This window comes from Halomonas sp. (assembly GCF_031581305.1).
GTDB lineage: Bacteria > Pseudomonadota > Gammaproteobacteria > Pseudomonadales > Halomonadaceae > Halomonas.
Genome location: NZ_JAVLBC010000044.1, coordinates 1 through 17460 on the forward strand (window position 1 = coordinate 1; position 17460 = coordinate 17460).

General features: G+C 68.3%; 18 protein-coding genes. 12 read left to right on the forward strand and 6 right to left on the reverse strand.

The window, feature by feature from the left end; genetic code table 11:
• From RI841_RS05700 to der, 3 genes are all read left to right on the forward strand, one after another.
• Nucleotides 1-322: tetratricopeptide repeat protein (locus tag RI841_RS05700; protein WP_310704613.1), on the forward strand; the 322-nt coding region annotated here is incomplete at its 5' end.
• The gene (gene bamB, locus RI841_RS05705; protein WP_310704614.1) at nt 319-1467 is read left to right on the forward strand and encodes an outer membrane protein assembly factor BamB; all 1149 of its coding nucleotides are present in this window, start codon (nt 319-321) and stop codon (nt 1465-1467) included. The genes RI841_RS05700 and bamB, both read left to right, overlap by 4 nt.
• The gene (gene der / locus RI841_RS05710; RefSeq protein ID WP_310704615.1) at nt 1464-2867 is read left to right on the forward strand and encodes a ribosome biogenesis GTPase Der; all 1404 of its coding nucleotides are present in this window, start codon (nt 1464-1466) and stop codon (nt 2865-2867) included. The genes bamB and der overlap by 4 nt, the downstream gene beginning before the upstream one ends.
• Nucleotides 2868-2912: 45 nt before the next feature.
• On the opposite strand, the gene RI841_RS05715 is transcribed toward der, so the two are convergent.
• Nucleotides 2913-3779 carry an ATP-binding protein gene (locus tag RI841_RS05715; protein WP_310704616.1) on the reverse strand — a complete coding sequence of 289 codons (867 nt, stop codon included), beginning with the start codon at nt 3777-3779 and terminating at the stop codon, nt 2913-2915.
• A gap of 119 nt (nt 3780-3898) precedes the next feature.
• Between RI841_RS05715 and RI841_RS05720 the strand changes: the two genes are divergently transcribed.
• Both RI841_RS05720 and RI841_RS05725 read left to right on the forward strand, forming a co-directional pair.
• On the forward strand, nt 3899-4702 hold the full coding sequence (locus RI841_RS05720; RefSeq protein ID WP_310704617.1) for a M48 family metallopeptidase: 804 nt from the start codon (nt 3899-3901) through the stop codon (nt 4700-4702).
• Between the two features lie 17 nt (nt 4703-4719).
• Complete coding sequence (locus RI841_RS05725; protein ID WP_310704618.1) at nt 4720-4980, forward strand: hypothetical protein; 261 nt, start codon at nt 4720-4722, stop codon at nt 4978-4980.
• A 27-nt stretch (nt 4981-5007) separates the two neighbouring features.
• Here RI841_RS05725 and aroE read toward each other — a convergent pair whose 3' ends face one another.
• The 5 genes from aroE to RI841_RS05750 form a co-directional block, all read right to left on the reverse strand.
• A complete protein-coding gene (aroE, locus tag RI841_RS05730) occupies nt 5008-5820 on the reverse strand; it encodes a shikimate dehydrogenase (RefSeq protein ID WP_310704620.1) in 813 nt (270 codons plus the stop codon).
• Nucleotides 5821-5987: 167 nt separating this feature from the next.
• Nucleotides 5988-6917: an oxygen-dependent coproporphyrinogen oxidase gene (gene hemF / locus RI841_RS05735; protein ID WP_310704621.1), complete on the reverse strand. Its 930-nt coding sequence runs from the start codon at nt 6915-6917 to the stop codon at nt 5988-5990.
• 30 nt (nt 6918-6947) lie between these two features.
• Nucleotides 6948-7505, reverse strand: coding sequence for a Sua5/YciO/YrdC/YwlC family protein (locus tag RI841_RS05740; RefSeq protein ID WP_310704622.1), 558 nt, complete (start codon nt 7503-7505; stop codon nt 6948-6950).
• Between the two features lie 56 nt (nt 7506-7561).
• A complete protein-coding gene (gene dprA, locus RI841_RS05745; protein ID WP_310704623.1) occupies nt 7562-8659 on the reverse strand; it encodes a DNA-processing protein DprA in 1098 nt (365 codons plus the stop codon).
• Nucleotides 8660-8668: 9 nt separating this feature from the next.
• Nucleotides 8669-9778, reverse strand: a complete 1110-nt coding sequence (locus RI841_RS05750) for a LysM domain-containing protein (RefSeq protein ID WP_310704624.1) — start codon at nt 9776-9778, stop codon at nt 8669-8671.
• Nucleotides 9779-9948: 170 nt separating this feature from the next.
• Between RI841_RS05750 and def the strand changes: the two genes are divergently transcribed.
• The 7 genes from def to RI841_RS05785 form a co-directional block, all read left to right on the forward strand.
• Nucleotides 9949-10461 carry a peptide deformylase gene (gene def / locus RI841_RS05755; protein WP_310704625.1) on the forward strand — a complete coding sequence of 171 codons (513 nt, stop codon included), beginning with the start codon at nt 9949-9951 and terminating at the stop codon, nt 10459-10461.
• Nucleotides 10462-10574: 113 nt separating this feature from the next.
• Nucleotides 10575-11564 carry a methionyl-tRNA formyltransferase gene (gene fmt, locus RI841_RS05760; RefSeq protein ID WP_310704626.1) on the forward strand — a complete coding sequence of 330 codons (990 nt, stop codon included), beginning with the start codon at nt 10575-10577 and terminating at the stop codon, nt 11562-11564.
• The gene (gene rsmB, locus RI841_RS05765) at nt 11561-12913 is read left to right on the forward strand and encodes a 16S rRNA (cytosine(967)-C(5))-methyltransferase RsmB (protein ID WP_310704627.1); all 1353 of its coding nucleotides are present in this window, start codon (nt 11561-11563) and stop codon (nt 12911-12913) included. The genes fmt and rsmB overlap by 4 nt, the downstream gene beginning before the upstream one ends.
• Nucleotides 12914-12947: 34 nt before the next feature.
• Nucleotides 12948-13154: a dodecin gene (locus RI841_RS05770; RefSeq protein WP_310704628.1), complete on the forward strand. Its 207-nt coding sequence runs from the start codon at nt 12948-12950 to the stop codon at nt 13152-13154.
• A 120-nt stretch (nt 13155-13274) separates the two neighbouring features.
• Nucleotides 13275-14648, forward strand: a complete 1374-nt coding sequence (gene trkA, locus RI841_RS05775; RefSeq protein ID WP_310704629.1) for a Trk system potassium transporter TrkA — start codon at nt 13275-13277, stop codon at nt 14646-14648.
• A gap of 43 nt (nt 14649-14691) precedes the next feature.
• Nucleotides 14692-16140: a TrkH family potassium uptake protein gene (locus tag RI841_RS05780; RefSeq protein WP_310704630.1), complete on the forward strand. Its 1449-nt coding sequence runs from the start codon at nt 14692-14694 to the stop codon at nt 16138-16140.
• A gap of 87 nt (nt 16141-16227) precedes the next feature.
• The coding region (locus tag RI841_RS05785; protein ID WP_310704631.1) for a TraB/GumN family protein at nt 16228-17460 on the forward strand (1233 nt) is incomplete at its 3' end.

A 17460-nucleotide genomic window follows, 5' to 3' on the forward strand; every position in this document is an offset into this window, starting at 1 on the left:
GCGGGCCCGCGCTGCCCTCGAGACGGTGGTCGAGGGCAGCGAGCGCGACTACCTCGAGGGCCTGGCGCGCCTGCGCCTGGCCCGCCTGCAGCTCGCCGAGGGCAGTGCCGAGACGGCCCTGACCACCCTGGAGGGCGTGCCCGAGGCCCTGGCCGCCCAGCGCGCCCAGGTCCGCGGCGATGCCCAGCATGCCCTGGGGCGAGCCGACCGGGCCCGTGAAGCCTGGCGCGAGGCCCTGACCCTCGCCGACGAACGTGACCAGCCGCTGTATGGCGTCCAGCTCAAGCTGGACGATCTCGGCGCCGAGGAGGCCACCCTATGAGACCCACCCTGCTGATTGCCGCCACCACCGCCTTGGCCCTGCTGGCTGGCTGCGCCAGCAAGGCCCAACCCGAGTATGCCCCGCGCGAACTGCAATCCCTGGACGCCACTACCGAGGTGGCGACTCTGTGGCGCGAGCACGTCGGCAAGGGGCTGGGTGATGCCGGCTACCCGGTTGCCCCGGCCCGGGACGGTGACATCCTGTTCGCCGCCGACGGCCATGGCCTGGTGGAGGCACTGGACGCCGACAGCGGTGAGACCCGCTGGGAGGTCAAGCTCGACACCCCGGTCTCCAGCGGCCTGACCGCCGTTGCCGGCAGCCTCTTCCTGGCCACCCGCAACGGTGAGGTTCTCTCCCTGGACCAGGCCGGCGGCGAGATCCAGTGGCGCGCACGAGTGACCAGCGAGGTACTGGCGGCCCCCCAGGCCAACCAGCAGCTGCTGGTGGTCCAGGCTGTCGATGGCCGCGTCACCGCCCTGGATCGCACCAGCGGTGACGAACGCTGGGTCTACAGTGGTCCGCGCCCCTCGCTGACCCTGCGCGGCACCGGCACACCCACGGTGATCGACCCGGTGACCTTTGCCGGCTTTGCCAATGGCCGACTGGTGACGCTGGACAACCGCAGCGGCCAGCCACTCTGGGAGCGACGCATCGCCATTCCTCAGGGGCGCAGCGATATCGACCGCCTGGTCGACCTGGCCGGCCAGCCGGTTCTCACCCAGGACGGCCGGCTCTTCGTGACCAGCTACAACGGCCGCCTGGCCGCCCTCGATGCTCCCTCCGGCGAGGTGCAGTGGTCGCGCGAGCTCTCCAGTTACCACACCCCGATACTGGTAGGAAACCGCCTGTTCGTGGTCGACGAGGCCAGCCACGTCATGGCCGTGGATGCCGCGTCAGGCAACGAGATCTGGCGCAACGAGGCTCTGGAGGGGCGCTCGCTAACCGCGCCGGCCTATGCCACCGACCACCTGGTGGTGGGCGACGTCGAGGGCTACCTGCACCTGATCGATGCCCGCGAAGGCGAAATCGTCGGGCGCACCCGGATCGACAGTTCGGGAATCAACATGCGTCCGCTCACCGACCGCCGGCGCGTCTATGCGCTGGCCAACGATGGCACCCTGGAAGCCCTGGAGCTTCGCCCATGACGCCGGTGATCGCCCTGGTCGGCCGCCCCAATGTCGGCAAGTCGACGCTCTTCAACCGCCTGACCCGCTCGCGGGACGCCTTGGTGGCGGACTTCCCGGGGCTGACCCGCGACCGCAAGTACGGCAACGGCATGCTTGGCGACAAGGCTTACACCGTGATCGATACAGGGGGCATCAGCGGTGACGAGGCGGGCATTGATGCCGCCATGGCCGAGCAGTCGCTGGTGGCCATCGACGAGGCCGACATCGTGTTGTTCATGGTCGACGCCCGCGCCGGCCTCAACGTCGCCGACGAGGCCATCGCCAACCATCTGAGGGTCAACCAGAAGAAGACCTGGCTGGTGGTCAACAAGGTCGACGGCCTGGAAGAGCACAGCGCCATGGCCGACTTCTGGCAGCTGGGGCTCGGCGACCCGCACCCCATCGCCGCGGCTCATGGCCGCAATGTCACCGCGCTGATCGAGGAGGTGCTCGAGCCCTTCCCCGCACGCGACGAGAGCATTCCCGCGGACACCGGCACCAAGGGCATCCGCATCGGCGTGATCGGCCGCCCCAATGTGGGCAAGTCGACCCTGGTCAACCGCCTGCTCGGCGAGGAGCGGGTGGTGGTCTTCGACGAGGCCGGCACCACGCGTGACGCCATCGAGATTCCTTTCGAGCGACGCGGCAAGCCCTACGTACTGGTGGACACCGCCGGCGTCAGGCGCCGCAAGAACGTCCGCGAGGTGACCGAGAAATTCTCGATCATCAAGACCCTGGAGGCGATCAAGGAGTGCCATGTCGCCATCGTGGTGCTGGATGCCCGTAGCGGCCTGGTGGAGCAGGACCTGCACCTGCTGGACTACGTGCTGACCAGCGGGCGCGCCCTGGTGCTGGCGGTCAACAAGTGGGACGGCCTGGAGCACGAGGCCAAGGAGACGATGCGCAACGAGATCAAGCGCCGTCTGGGCTTCGCCGACTATGCCGACCTGCACTTCATCTCGGCGCTGCACGGCACCGGTGTTGGCGACCTCTACCCATCGCTGGAGCGCGCCTTCGCCTCGGCCAACGCCCACTGGTCCACCAATCGCCTGACCACCATCCTCCAGGATGCCGTGGAGGCCCACCAGCCGCCCCTGGTGCGCGGGCGACGCATCAAGCTGCGCATGGCCCACCAGGGCGGCAGCAATCCGCCGATCATCGTGGTCCACGGCAACCAGACCGGCTCGCTGCCGGAAGCCTACAAGCGCTATCTGACCAACACCTTCCGCAAGGTGCTCAAGGTCCGCGGCACCCCCATGCGCTTCGAGTTCCGCTCGGGAGAGAACCCCTACGACCAGATGGCCGGGGCCAGCGACCGGGAGAAGGCCAAGAAGCGTGAACTGGGGCGCACCAAGGAAGCACGCAAGAGCCGACGCTAGTCAACTTGACCCGCTCCCGGGGCCACCCCGTCGACAGGCTTCCGCCTACTTTCCATGCAGGCGGCGCTTGCCCACCCATTGGATGGCGAACTGCCAGGCGCCGCGCCCGCTGCGACCCCCGCGCAGGGTGGCAAAACGGATTGCCTCGGCCCGCGCCTCGGCGTTCCAGTCCTCACGATGGCCCAGTTGGGTAACCCAGTGGCAGCAGGCCTCCAGGTAGACATCCTGGTTGAAGGGGTGGAAACCCAGCCATAGGCCGAAGCGGTCGGAGAGCGAGATCTTCTCCTCCACGGCATCGCCGTGATGGAGCTCGTCGCCGACCAGCCGAGAGCCCTCGTTGTCGCTCATCGACTCCGGCAGCAGGTGGCGGCGGTTGGAGGTGGCATAGAGCAGTACATTGGGCGGCGGGCCGGTCAGGGCCCCGTCCAGCACGCTCTTCAGCGCCTTGTAGGCATCGTCGTGTCCCTCGAAGGAGAGATCATCGCAGTAGACGACAAAACGCTGATGCTGGTGGCGCAGCTGCTCCACCAGCATCGGCAGCGCCGAGAGGTCATGGCGGTCCACCTGCACCAGGCGCAGCCCCTCATCCGACAGACTGTTGAGCAGGGCGCGAATCAATGATGACTTGCCGCTCCCCCGGGATCCCCACAGCAGGGCGTGGTTGGCGGGATGGCCCTGCAGGAAGGCGCGGGTATTGTCGACCAGCGCCAGCTTCTGGCGCTCGATGCCCAGCAGGTCGTCGAGCCTCAGGGCATCCCGGGGTGGCACCGGCAGCAACCGCCCTCCCAGGGCATGACGCTGCCAGAGGGCAGCGACGTCCCGCTCCCAGTCCACTTCCACCGGGGGTGGCGGCAACCAGTGATCGACGTGATCCAGCAGCTTGAGCAAACGACGCGACAGCTCGGCGTCCATGAGGCTTCCTCTTGGTATGGATGTTTCGCGGTTGACCTGAACGGCGTTCGGGGTATCTTGTGGCGAACCTCGACGCCCCGTCCAGAGTCTCGGTGATCTGGAATCGACAGGAGCCCCCCATGCGCTGGACCCATTGCCTTGCCATTGCCGCCTTGAGCGTCAGCCTCGCCGCCTGCACCACCTCGCCCACCGGGCGTTCGCAGCTTACCCTGATGTCCGACGAACAGCTCGATCAGATGGGGGCCCAGGCGTTCGCCCAGTACCAGCAGGAGCTGCCGACGGTCGGCGGCGCACCGCTGCGCTACGTGCAGTGTGTGACCGAGTCCGTGGTCCGAGCCTTGCCCGCGCGGGAGCGCAACCAGAACTGGCAGGTCAAGGTCTTCGAGTCCGAGCAGGCCAACGCTTTCGCGCTGCCCGGCGGCTACGTGGGCATCAACACCGGCCTGCTCCAGGTCGCCCGGAACCAGGACCAGCTCGCTGCGGTGATTGGCCACGAGATCGCCCATGTGCTGGCCCGTCATGCCAACGAGCGCGCGTCCACCCAGACCGCTACCCAACTGGGCCTGTCGGTGATCTCCTCCGCCTCCGGCATGCAGGGAGCCAGCGGCGAGGCCATGATGGCAGCGCTGGGCATGGGCGCCCAGTACGGCATCCTGCTGCCCTTCTCGCGGCGCCACGAGAGCGAGGCCGACACCCTGGGCCTTAACCTGATGGCCGAAGCCGGCTTCGACCCGCGTGCCAGCATCGCGCTGTGGAACAACATGGGAGCCGCCGGGAGCGGCGCCCGGCCACCGGCCTGGGCCTCCACCCACCCCAGTCACGGTCAGCGCATCGGCGGCCTGGAAGCGGCCATGGGCGAGGCCAGGGTTCGCTACCAACGGGCCCGCAACGCCGGCCGCACGCCCAACTGCCCGCGTCCCTGAAGAAAGGCTCGACTCGCATGCTGAAGATCGGATTGCTGCTGCTGATACTGCCCATCCTGGTGCTGATGGGCGCCTACTTCATGGAACTGAGTGACGTGCGGGACTGCCTGCTCCTCCAGGAGGGGCACTGGGACTACCGGTCTGGCGTCTGCCGCGAGACCGCCCAGCCCTTCGTCCCCTGGGTCGACCGCCACCCCTGGCTGGTCAACGGCGGCATGCTGACCTCGGTGGCCGGTGTGGCGCTATGCATGGTGGGGCTATATGTCAAAAGACGCTGACCGTCCGCGGCAGTCAATCGCGCTTTCCTAAAGCGCCCGCCTTAACATCTCCAGCACCGGGGCGGTATCGGGGCGCCTGCCACGCCACTGGTAGAAGGATTCCGCCGCCTGCTCCACCAGCATGCCCAGGCCATCCACGCCGTGGGCGCCGTGCTCGACGGCCCAGCGCAGGAAGACCGTGGGCTCGGCGCCGTACATCATGTCGTGGGCGGTAGCCCCCGGCGCAAAGAGCGCGTCGGGCAGCGGCGGCAGGTCACCCGCCAGGCTCGCGCTGGTGCCATTGATCACCAGATCGAAGGAACCGGCCATGGCATCGAAACCGCCGCCGTCGATCTCGCCCAGGTCGCGGAAGTCGGCGGCCAGGGCCGAGGCCCTGGCCGCCGTGCGGTTGGCCACGAAGAGGCTCGCCGGCTCCTCGGCCAGCAGCGGTTCCAGCACGCCGCGTACCGCCCCCCCGGCGCCCAGCACCAGGACCCGAGCCCCGGCCAGTTCCACGCCATGGCGCTTGAGGTCGCGCACCAGGCCGACCCCGTCGGTGGTATCGCCGTATGTCAGACCGTTGCCCCCCAGGATAAGGGTGTTGACCGCCCCGGCGCGTCGGGCGCGTTCGCTGAGCGTGTCGCAGAGGCAGAAGGCCTCCTCCTTGAAGGGCACGGTGATGTTGGCCCCGCGGCCGCCCTCGGCCACGAAGCGCCGCCAGGCGCCGACGAAGTCATCCAGCGGCGCCTCGATCGCGACGTACTCGATGTCATCACCGGTCTGGTCGGCGAAGGCCGCATGGATGGCCGGCGACTTGGAATGGCCGACCGGGTGGCCGAAGACGCAATAGCGATCGGTCATGGTATTTTTTCTCCTTCAGAGCCATCGCTGATAGCTGTATTTTGCGGCGCTGGTCCGGTGACAGGTCTCCGAGGAGGCGCTGTGAATACATCCTTGTACGCTACCGACGCCATCCCTGGCGTAGGACCGCCTCTACAACCTGTCACCGGCGCCCCTTTTACCGTTCCTCAATGATGGCCCCCATCGGTTTCTCCCAGCCAGTCGCGAGGACGCAGGTAGTCGTCATAGAGCCGCGCCTCGGGGCTGCCCGGCTCGGGGTGCCAGTCATACTCCCAGCGCGCCAGGGGCGGCAGCGACATCAGTATCGATTCAGTGCGCCCGCCGCTCTGCAACCCGAACAGGGTGCCGCGGTCCCACACCAGGTTGAACTCCACGTAGCGTCCGCGACGATAGAGCTGGAAGTCGCGCTCGCGCTCGTCCCAGGGGGTCTCGCGACGGCGACGCACGATGGGCAGGTAGGCCGCCAGGAAGGCGTCGCCCACGGCACGCTGGAAGGCGAAGCACTGCGCGAATCCGCCCTCGTTGAGGTCGTCGAAGAAGAGGCCACCGACGCCACGGGTCTCGTCGCGATGCTTCAGGTAGAAATAGTCGTCGCACCAGGCCTTGTAGCGGGAGTAGACCTCGTCGCCGAAGGGAGCGCAGGCTTCGCGCGCTACCCGGTGCCAGTGCACCACGTCCTCATGCACAGGGTAGTAGGGCGTCAGGTCGAAGCCGCCGCCGAACCACCAGACAGGGTCTTCCCCCGCCCTTTCGGCAATGAAGAAGCGCACGTTGCCGTGGCTGGTGGGCACATGGGGATTCTCCGGGTGCAATACCCAGGAGACGCCGACAGCATGAAAGCTGCGCCCGACGAGCTGTGGCCGCGCCGCGGTGGCCGACGGCGGCAGGCGCTCGCCGAACACATGGGAGAAGTTCACGCCGCCCTTCTCGAAGAGACGGCCATGCTCAATCACACGCGAGCGGCCGCCACCACCCTCGGGGCGCTCCCAGGTGTCCTCGCGGAAGCGGCTGCCGTCTTCGCTGGCCAGGGCCGTGCAGAGGCGTTCCTGGAGGTCGAGCAGGTAGGTCTTGACGTCATCGAGATAGGCGTGGGCCAAGGGAGACTCCATGGCAGATATAGGGTCGCTTCAGGAACGCAGCACCCGGCCGGTGACCAGGTCGCGAATGGTACTGGGACGCTCGAGGCCACCCAGCGGGCCGTCCAGGACATGATCGAGCTCGGCGCCGAAGGTGGCCCGAACCTGCTCGGCGCTCATCGCTGGCGGCTCGCCGGCCCGATTGGCCGAGGTCGAGACTATCGGCCCACCGAAAGCCTCGCACAGCGCCACGACCAGTGGATGGTCGCTGACCCGGAGTGCCACCCGGTCATGGTCACCGCGCACCAGCGCCTGGGAGCGGCCGTTGTCGGGCACCAGCCAGGTCGTGGGTCCCGGCCAGCTCGACGCCAGGGGGGCATGCAGCTCGATGGCCAACCCCTCCAGCCAGGGTGCGAACTGGTCGATGCTCGCCGCCACCAGGATCACCCCCTTGGCTGGATCACGCGCCTTGAGGCGCAGCAGGCGAGTCAGCGCCTGTTCGTTATCGGGGTCGCACCCCAGCCCCCAGACGGCCTCGGTGGGGTAGGCGATCACGCCTCCCGCGCGCAGGGCCGCGACGGCCGGCTCAAGATCACTGGCCTCGATCATGGGTCTCCTCGCCTGAGCTCGACATGCCGGATGACCGGCGTCGGAGGCATATCCTATCACGCCCCCGGCCGGGTCGGCAGGCGCACCCAGCCACCGGCGGCCTGGGTCACGGCGCCCTCCAGCTCGAGTTCGAGCAGGCCGCGCTGGCAGTCGGCGACGTCGCGGCCGGTCAATGCCACCAGGGCATCCACCGGTGTGGGCGTGTCGCTCAGCCAGCGCAGCAGCGAGTCTTCCTGTTCCCCGACCGGCTCGGGCGCTGAGGTCGGTACAGGCGCGACGGCCAGCGCCCACTGGCTGAGCTCGGCGAGGATGTCATCCAGGTCGCGGACCAGCACGGCGCCATCGCGGATGAGCTGCAGGCAACCCCGCGCCATGGGGTTGTGGATCGAACCCGGCAAGGCAAAGACCTCGCGGTTCTGCTCGAGGGCCAGCCGGGCACTGACCAACGAGCCGCTGCGCTCGGCGGCCTCCACCACCAGAACGCCCAGTGAAAGACCGGTCACGATGCGGTTGCGGCGCGGGAAGTAGCCGGCCCGCGCCAGGGTGCCCGGGGGAAACTCGGAGAGCAGCAGGCCGCCAGGCTCCTGCAGACGCCGATAGAGGCGGTGGTGACGCGGTGGATAGATAACGTCCACCCCACAGCCGAGCACCGCCACGCTCGCGCCGCCGGCGTCGAGTGCCGACTGCTGGGCGGCGGCATCGATGCCCAGTGCCATGCCGCTGACCACGCACCAGCCGCGCTCGGCCAGCTCCCGGGCAAAGCCTGCCGCATTGGTGAGCCCCTCGCGGGTTGGCCGCCGCGAACCGACCATGGCCAGCCGCGGCGGACCGAGGGCGCCGAGATCCCCCAGCGCCCAGAGCACCGGCGGAGGATCGGTAATCTGCCCGAGCAGTCTCGGCCAGGCCGGATGATCGGGGTGGAGGAGGTGCCGGCCTGGCTCGGCACCGAGCCAGGCCTCGTCGGCCGCCAGGTCCGCGGAGAGGGGGCTGCGGGCGGGGTGATCGAGCCATAGCCGCAGGGCCATGCCCGCCTCACGCGGCAGCACGGCCAGCCACCCGTCCGGCCAGGCGGGCCGCGTCGCCACCAGCTCGGCCAGGCGGGCAGCCCCTATACCGGGCAACCGAGCGAGCGTCAGCCATTCCCGCGCCTGCACCGTCAGCCCCTAGCGCAGCGCCGTATCAAGCAGGCGCTGCGGGCTATGCACGCGATCGCCCACGGAGAGGGTACGACGGGCCTGCATCACCAGGCCGTAGCTCATCTTCTCGTAGGGACGGAAGACCATTACCAGGCCGGCATCCTCGCCGGGCAGGCGCAGCGCCTCGCCGGTGCGCGGGTCACTGACCAGCTCGCCACGCTGCTCGACCACCAGCACATGGCCCGCCTCCAGGCCGTCGCGCCGGCCACGGTCGAGCGCCACCACCTGCAGGCGGCCGATGAAGCGCACACCACCGGGCACCGCCAGGATGCGCCCCTCGACCTCATGGTCGGGGGCCCGGGGCAGAAACTCGGTGACCAACCGGCGATCCTCGAGCGGCAGCACGATGTCTTCGTTGCGCACTTCCTGACTGGAGGAGGTCACCTCCATCACCGCGATGTCATCTTCCTGGCGCCGTCGGCGCGCCTGGCCGACGCTTTCCAGCTCGAGGCCGAGTGGCTCGCCGCTGGCGCTGTCGACGTAGCGCTCGCCCACCCGGTAGATGCCGAAGCGCCCGCCGCCCTCCACCCGGCCACGGGCGTAGAGGCGGTCGCCGCCGCCGCTGACCAGGCGGCCATCATCCCCGGCAATCACATAGGCCAGCTCGTCGAGCGCCTCGGGATCGTCGATGACGCGGTGCTCACGCAGGAAGTGCCGCACGGCATCCAGGGGAATCGGCTCGATGGCCTCGCGGTGCGGGGTAGTACGGACTTCAGGGGACAGCCGGACCATCCCCTGGCCGCGCTCGAGGCCGAGACAGGGATGCCCGTTGCAGTCATAGACGTAGACGACGTCGCCGGGATAGATCAGGTGCGGATTCTCGATCTGCGGATTGACCTGCCAAACCTCGGGCCACTGCCAGGGGTGCTGCAGGAAACGCCCGGAGATGTCCCAGAGGGTATCCCCCTTTACCACCGTATAGCGATCCGGGGCATCGCCTCTCAGGCCATCCTCCCATGAGAGCCCCTGGGCCTGGGCCAGGGTGGTGGCGAAGCCGAGTACCCCGCCCACCAGCAGGGTACCGAGCGCCTCTGTCAGCCACTGGCGCCACCCCGCTGCGCATCCTGTCCGTCTCATCCTTGCTCTCCCCTGCATCGCTGGCCTCGCACCCGACGCCATGGAACGACGGTGACGTGGTATAGTCAGATGCTATTGATGTGATGCGCGTCCGGCGGTTTCGCCACCGAGCGCGTACTTTTAGAATAGTGTCATCTTGTAAATGACAGCATAACGGTGATTCCAACGCCATGGCCAAATTACCTATCCTCGAATTTCCCGACGAGCGGCTGCGCACCATCGCAAAGCCGGTCGAGACGGTAGACGACGAGGTGCGTCGGCTGGTCGACGACATGCTCGAGACCATGTACGACGCGCGCGGCATCGGACTGGCCGCCACTCAGGTGGACGTTCACCGCCGAATCATCGTCATGGATGTCAGCGACGATCAGACGCGCCCGCTGGTACTGATCAATCCGGCATTCACGCCCATCGGCGACGAGCGTGAACCGATGCAGGAGGGTTGCCTGTCGATCCCCGAGTACTACGCCGATGTCCCCCGCGCCCTGAAAGTGCACCTCAAGGCCCTGGATCGTGACGGCCAGCCCTACGAGCTGGAGGCCGAGGGCCTGCTCGCCCATTGCATCCAGCATGAGTACGATCACCTGGAAGGGGTGCTGTTCGTCGACTACCTCTCCGTGCTCAAGCGCGACCGGGTAATGAAGAAGATGCAGAAGCGTCACCGGCAGATGCAGCCCGCCTGACTCCCGGTCGAGCCGAACCTCCCGCAGAAGGCCGACGTCGATTCGTCGGCCTTCGTCGTTTCCGGCCTCCTCCGTTATCATGAGGGACATCGCCCACTGGCAAGGCACTGAACATGTCCCGACCCCTGCGCGTCATCTTCGCCGGCACCCCCGACTTTGCCGCCGAGAGCCTGGCGGCACTGCTGGCAAGTCGCCACGACGTCGTCGCCGTCTATACCCAGCCGGACCGCCCGGCCGGCCGCGGCCGCAAGCTGACCCCGAGCCCCGTGAAGGCCCTCGCGCTGGAGCACGGCCTGCCGGTCTACCAGCCGACGACCTTGAAGGCGCCCGAGGTACAGATCGAGCTGGTCCGCCATGAGGCCGATATCATGGTAGTGGTGGCCTACGGGCTGATCCTGCCCCGTGCCGTGCTGGAGATTCCCCGACTGGGCTGTCTCAACGTGCACGCCTCGCTGCTGCCGCGCTGGCGGGGTGCCGCGCCCATCCAGCGGGCCATCGAGGCCGGCGACGAGGAGAGCGGCGTAACCATCATGCAAATGGACACGGGCCTCGACACCGGCGACATGCTGCTGGTCAGGCGCACCCCGATTTCCGCCACCACCACCGGTGGCGAACTCCACGACTGCCTGGCGAGCCTCGGCGGTCGAGCGATCGTCGAGGCCCTGGATGCGCTGGCCGGCGAGGGACTCGCCGCCATCCCCCAGCCCGAGGCGGGCGTCACCTATGCTGCCAAGCTCTCCAAGGCCGAGGCGGAACTCGATTTCCGTTGCTCAGCCGTCGAGCTCGCCGCCCGGATCCGTGCCTTCAACCCCTGGCCAGTGGCCTGGTGCGCCCTGGGTGACGACCGCCTGCGCCTGCTGATGGCGCGGACCGCCTCTCCCGCTCCGGGCGAGGCCCCGACGTCACCCGGCACCCTGCTCGCCCACGGCCCCGATGCCCTGCGCATCGCCTGCGGCGAGACCGGAGACCAGGTGCTGGAGGTGACCCACGCCCAGCTGCCTGGCGGCAAACCCCTGGCGGTGAGCGAACTACTCAAGGCCCGCGCCGAGCGCCTGGCCCCGGGCACCCGGCTGGGGCACACCAATGAGGAGACCACCACATGAGCCAGGAAACCACCGCGTCCCACTCCCGGGAGGGCAGCCGCGACAACGGCCTGGCCGTGCGGGCCGCCGCCGCCCGCGCCCTGGCGCCGGTCATTACCGGCAAGGGCTCGCTCAACAGCCTCGATGACCATCAGGTGGTGACCCGCGACCGCTCCCTGTTCAAGGCGCTCTGCTACGGCACCTGCCGCACCCTGCCCCGCCTCGAGGCGCTAGCCGACAAGCTGCTGGTCAAGCCCTTCAAGGCCCGCGACGCCGACATCCAGGCCCTGCTGCTGCTGGGCATCCACCAATTGCTCTACCTGCGCATCCCGGCCCACGCCGCCGTAGGCGAGACCGCCGGCGCCGCGCGCCTGCTGGGTAAGGAGTGGGCTACCCGGGTGCTCAACGGCTGCCTGCGTCGCCTGCAGCGCGAGAGCTCCGAGCTTCAGGCTGAGGTCGACCACGACCCGGCCGTGGCACTGCTGCACCCCCGGTGGTGGCTCAAGGCCCTGCGTCAGGCCTGGCCCGACGACTGGCGTGCCATCTGCGAGGCCAACAACACCCCAGGACCCATGACGCTGCGGATCAACCGCCGCCATGGCGACCGCGAGATGTACCTCGACCGCCTCGCTGCCGCGGGTATCCAGGCGCGTCTCTGTGCACATGCCCCGGACGGCCTGACCCTCGAGGAGCCCCGCGATGTCGGAACGCTTCCCGGCTTCGCCGAAGGTCATGTCAGCGTCCAGGACGAATCGGCCCAGCTCGCTGCCGTGCTGCTCGGCCCCTCCATGGCGCCACGGCCCGGCGCTCGGGTGCTGGACGCCTGTTGCGCCCCGGGTGGCAAGACCGCCCACCTGCTGGAGCTCTTCGATATCGACTTGCAGGCGGTGGACAGCGATGCCGGGCGCTTGGCCAGGGTCGAGGATACCCTGGCGCGCCTGGGCCTCGCTGCGACTCTGGCCGAGGGCGATGCCACCAACCATGACTGGTGGGACGGCACGCGCTTCGATGCCATCCTGCTCGATGCCCCCTGCTCCGGCAGCGGCGTGATCCGCCGCCATCCCGACATAAAGCGGCTGCGCCGAGCCTCGGACATCCCCCAACTGGCCGAGCTCCAGGCCCGGCTGCTCGACAACCTCTGGCCGCTGCTGCGCCCCGGTGGCACCCTGCTCTACGCCACCTGCTCGGTGCTGCCCGAGGAGAACGCCGAACAGATCGACCGCTTCCTCGCCCGCACCCCGGATGCGATGACGACCACCCCGGCCGACATGGCCTGGGGACGCGCCTCGGGCGCCGGGCGGCAACTGCTGCCAAAGCTCGACAGCCATGATGGCTTCTTCTATGCCAGACTGGGAAAACATCCCGCCTGAGGCGGGGACTCTCTTCCACGACACAGGAGGTCCCATGAATCACCACACCTATAAACACATCGAGCTGACGGGCTCCTCGGAGAAGGGCATCGAGGACGCCATCCAGGGCGCCCTGACCAAGGCCGCCGAGAGCCTGCATGGCATGCGCTGGTTCGAGGTCGTGGACACGCGCGGCCATATCGAGCATGGACGGGTTGCCCACTGGCAGGTCACCCTCAAGGTCGGGTTCACCCTGGACTAAACCTCGGCGCGACCTGTTCTTATCCCGGCGGCTGGTTTAGGCTTACCTCGTCATGTTGCGGCGCACAAGGTGCGCAGCCCTCGTTTCCCCACGGTCTGACCGGAACGGACAGCAACGACCATGAAGATCATCATCCTTGGCGCCGGCCAGGTTGGCGGCACCCTGGCCGAGCACCTGGCCCGGGAGGAGAACGACATCACGGTAGTGGACACCGACGGCGAGCGCCTGCGTGAGCTGCATACCCGCCTGGACATCCGCACGGTCACAGGGGCCGGCTCCTACCCCATGGTGCTGCGCCAGGCCGGCGGCGAGGATGCCGACATGCTGATCGCGGTGACCAACTCCGACGAGGTCAACATGATCGCCTGCCAGGTGGCCCACACCCTGTTTCGCACACCGACCAAGATCGCGCGGGTGCGCGCCACCGCCTACCTGACCCGCAAGGGCCTGTTCGCCCACGAGGCGGTGCCCATCGACGTGCTGATCAGCCCCGAGCAGGTGGTCACCGACCATATCCGACGGCTGATCGAGCATCCCGGCGCCCTGCAGGTCCTGGAGTTCGCCGGCGGCCTGGTGCAGCTGGTGGCGGTGAAGGCCTTCTACGGCGGGCCGCTGGTGGGCCAGGAGCTGGGCTTCCTGCGCCGCCACATGCCCAGCGTGGACACCCGGGTGGCGGCCATCTACCGCCAGAACCGGCCGATCATCCCCCGCGGCGACACCGTGATCGAGGCCGACGACGAGGTCTTCTTCATCGCTGCCCGCCGCGACATCCGCGCGGTGATGAGCGAGCTGCGCCGCCTCGACCGCGACTTCCGCCGGATAATGATCGCCGGGGGCGGCAACATCGGCGAGCGCCTGGCCGAGCACCTGGAGCACAGCCACCAGGTCAAGATCATCGAGCACAACCTCGAGCGCTGCACCCAGCTCTCCGAACGCCTCGACCGCACCGTGGTGCTGCACGGCAGCGCCACCGCCAAGCGGCTGCTGGAGGAAGAGAACATCGAGGACTGCGACATCTTCTGCGCGCTCACCAACGACGACGAGGTCAACATCATGTCGTCGATGCTGGCCAAGCGCATGGGCGCCAAGAAGGTGCTGACGCTGATCAACAACGCCGCCTACGTGGACCTGGTGCAGGGCGGCGAGATCGACATCGCCATCTCGCCCCAGCAGGCCACCATCGGCAGCCTGCTGACCCACGTGCGCCGCGGCGACATCGTCAACGTCCACTCGCTGCGCCGCGGCGCGGCCGAAGCCATCGAGGCCATCGCCCACGGCGACACCCAGTCCTCCAAGGTAGTGGGGCGCGCCATCGGCGAGATCGAGCTGCCCCAGGGCACCACCATCGGCGCCGTAGTGCGCGGCAAGGAGGTACTGATCGCCCATGACGACGTGGTGGTGGAATCCGGCGACCACGTCATCCTGTTCGTGATCGACAAGCGCCGGTTGCGCGACGTGGAGCGGCTCTTCCAGGTCGGGCTGACGTTCTTCTGATGGTGCGGCCCATGACCCCCGGCGACCCGAGGAGGGCTTCCCGATGAGCCTGCGCATGATCCTGCGCATCCTGGGCCTGCTGCTGATGATGTTCAGCCTGACCATGGTGCCGCCGATCCTGATCTCGTTGCTGTTCGCCGACGGCATGTGGGACGCCTTTGCAGTGTCCATCGCCATCACCGTGGCCACGGGGGCAGTGATGTACCTGCCCAACCGCCACGCCCGCAAGGAGCTGCGTACCCGCGACGGCTTCTTGATCGCGGCGCTGTTCTGGAGCGTGCTGGGGCTGTTCGGCTCACTGCCGTTGATGCTCACCGGCGCCACGGCCCTGAGCCCGACTGACGCCGTCTTCGAGTCCTTCTCGGGCCTGACCACCACCGGCGCCACGGTGATCACCGGCATCGACTTCCTGCCCAAGGCAGTCCTCTACTATCGCCAGCAGCTGCAGTGGCTCGGCGGCATGGGGATCGTGGTGCTGGCGGTGGCCATCCTGCCGACCCTGGGCGTCGGCGGCATGGCCCTGTACCGCACCGAGATCCCGGGCCCGCTCAAGGACTCCAAGCTCACTCCGCGCATCACCGAGACCGCCAAGGCGCTCTGGTACATCTACGCCTCACTGACCATCGCCTGCATGCTGGCTTACATGGCCGCGGGCATGGACTGGTTCGACGCCCTGGGGCACAGCTTTTCCACCGTCGCCATCGGCGGCTTCTCCACCTACGACGCCAGCATCGGCCACTTCGACAATGCACTGATCGAGATGATCTGCGTGTTCTTCCTGATCATCTCCGCGGTGAGCTTCAGCCTGCACTTCCTGGCCTGGCGCCAGCGCAGCGTGACGCATTACTTTCAGGACCCGGAAGCACGCTTCCTCATGCTCTTCCTGCTCGGTCTGACCGTGATCACGGTGATCTCACTCTGGCTGACCGACACCTACGGCACCGAGCTGGGGCTGCGTCACGGCCTGTTCGAGGTGGTCTCCGTGGCCACCACCGCCGGCTTCGCCGTGGCGGATTTTTCCATCTGGCCCGGCGCCCTGCCCTTCCTGCTGTTCGTCGCAGCCTTCGTCGGCGGCTGCTCGGGATCCACCGGCGGTGGCATGAAGGTGATCCGCATCATCCTGATCCTCAAGCAGGGCATGCGCGAGGTGATGCGACTGATCCACCCCAATGCGGTGATCACGGTGAAGATCGGCAAGGTCAGCGTGCCCGACGGCATCGCCCAGGCAGTGTGGGGCTTCTTCTCCGCCTACGTGATGCTGTTCTTCCTGATGCTGGTGGGCGTGATGGCCACCGGGGTCGACCAGGTCACCGCCTGGTCCACGGTGGGCTCGGCACTCAACAACCTGGGCCCGGCGCTCGGTGAGGCCTCCGCGCACTACGGCGACCTGCCAGACCTGGCCAAGTGGATCCTGGTCGTGGCCATGCTGCTCGGCCGCCTGGAGATCTTCACCGTGCTGGTGCTGTTCACCCCCGCCTTCTGGCGCAAGTAGCAAACCCGATGCAAGCATCGCGGCGGGTTTGGCCCGCCAGCGGGCTTCGTGGATAATCACTCCTTCACTCCTACTGCCCGAGCGTCCATGACCGACTCCCAGGACTCCGTGACCCCCGCCCGCCAGGACAGCACCACCAGTGGCCCGCGCCGGGTCGTTCAGGTTGGCGAGACCCGATACACCCTGCTGGGCACGGCCCATGTCTCCGCCGAGAGCGCCGCGGACGTGCGCGCGCTGATCCAGTCCGGCGAGTTCGACGCCGTGGCCATCGAGCTGTGCGACTCGCGTCACCACAGCCTCACCAACCCCGATGCCATGGGCGAACAGGACCTGTTCCAGATCTTTCGTCAGGGCAAGGCCGGCATGGTGGCCGCCAGCCTGGCGCTGGGGGCCTTCCAACAGCGCGTGGCCGAGCAGTCCGGCATCGAGCCCGGGGCCGAGATGCGCGCCGCCCTGGAAGAGAGCCGCAATGCCGGACTGCCGCTACTGCTGATCGATCGCGACGTGGGCATCACCCTCAAGCGCATCTATCACAACGTGCCCTGGTGGCAGCGATTCTCGCTGTTCTCGGGGCTGCTCGGCAGCGTGCTGTCGCGCCAGCAGGTCTCCGCCGAGGAGATCGAACGGCTCAAGGAGGGTGACGTCCTGGAGTCCACCTTCAGTGAGTTCGCCGCCGAATCGGCTTCGCTCTACAACCCGCTGATCAGCGAGCGCGACCGCTACATGGTGCTGCGCCTGGCGGAAGACGCCGCCCCCGGCCGTTATCGCCGCGTGCTGGTGGTGATCGGCGCCGGCCACATGAAGGGCATGGCCGATCAGCTGGAGCAGCCGCTGCCCGAGGCGCCTCGCCCGGAGCGCGAGGCCCTGGAGGCCACGCCGCCGCCGTCGAAGGTGTGGAAGGCGCTGCCCTGGGCGATCACTGCGCTGGTGCTGACCGGCTTCGCCATCGGCTTCTCACGCAACACCGAGCTCGGCTGGCAGCTGGTCGTGGAGTGGTTCCTGATCAACGGCGTGCTCTCCGGCGCCGCCACCCTGGCCGCCCTGGCGCATCCGCTCACGGTCGCGGCCACCTTCGTCGCCGCCCCGCTCACCTCGCTCAACCCGACCATCGGCGCCGGGTTCGTGGCCGCGGGCGTCGAGCTCTACCTGCGCAAGCCCAAGGTGCGGGACTTCTCGACCCTGCGCCACGATGTCACCGAGCTCAAGGGCTGGTGGCGCAACCGGGTCTCGCGCACCCTGCTGGTGTTCCTCACCGCCACCCTCGGCTCCGCCGCCGGCACCTGGATCGCCGGCTTCCGCATCGCCGGGGCACTGTTAGGC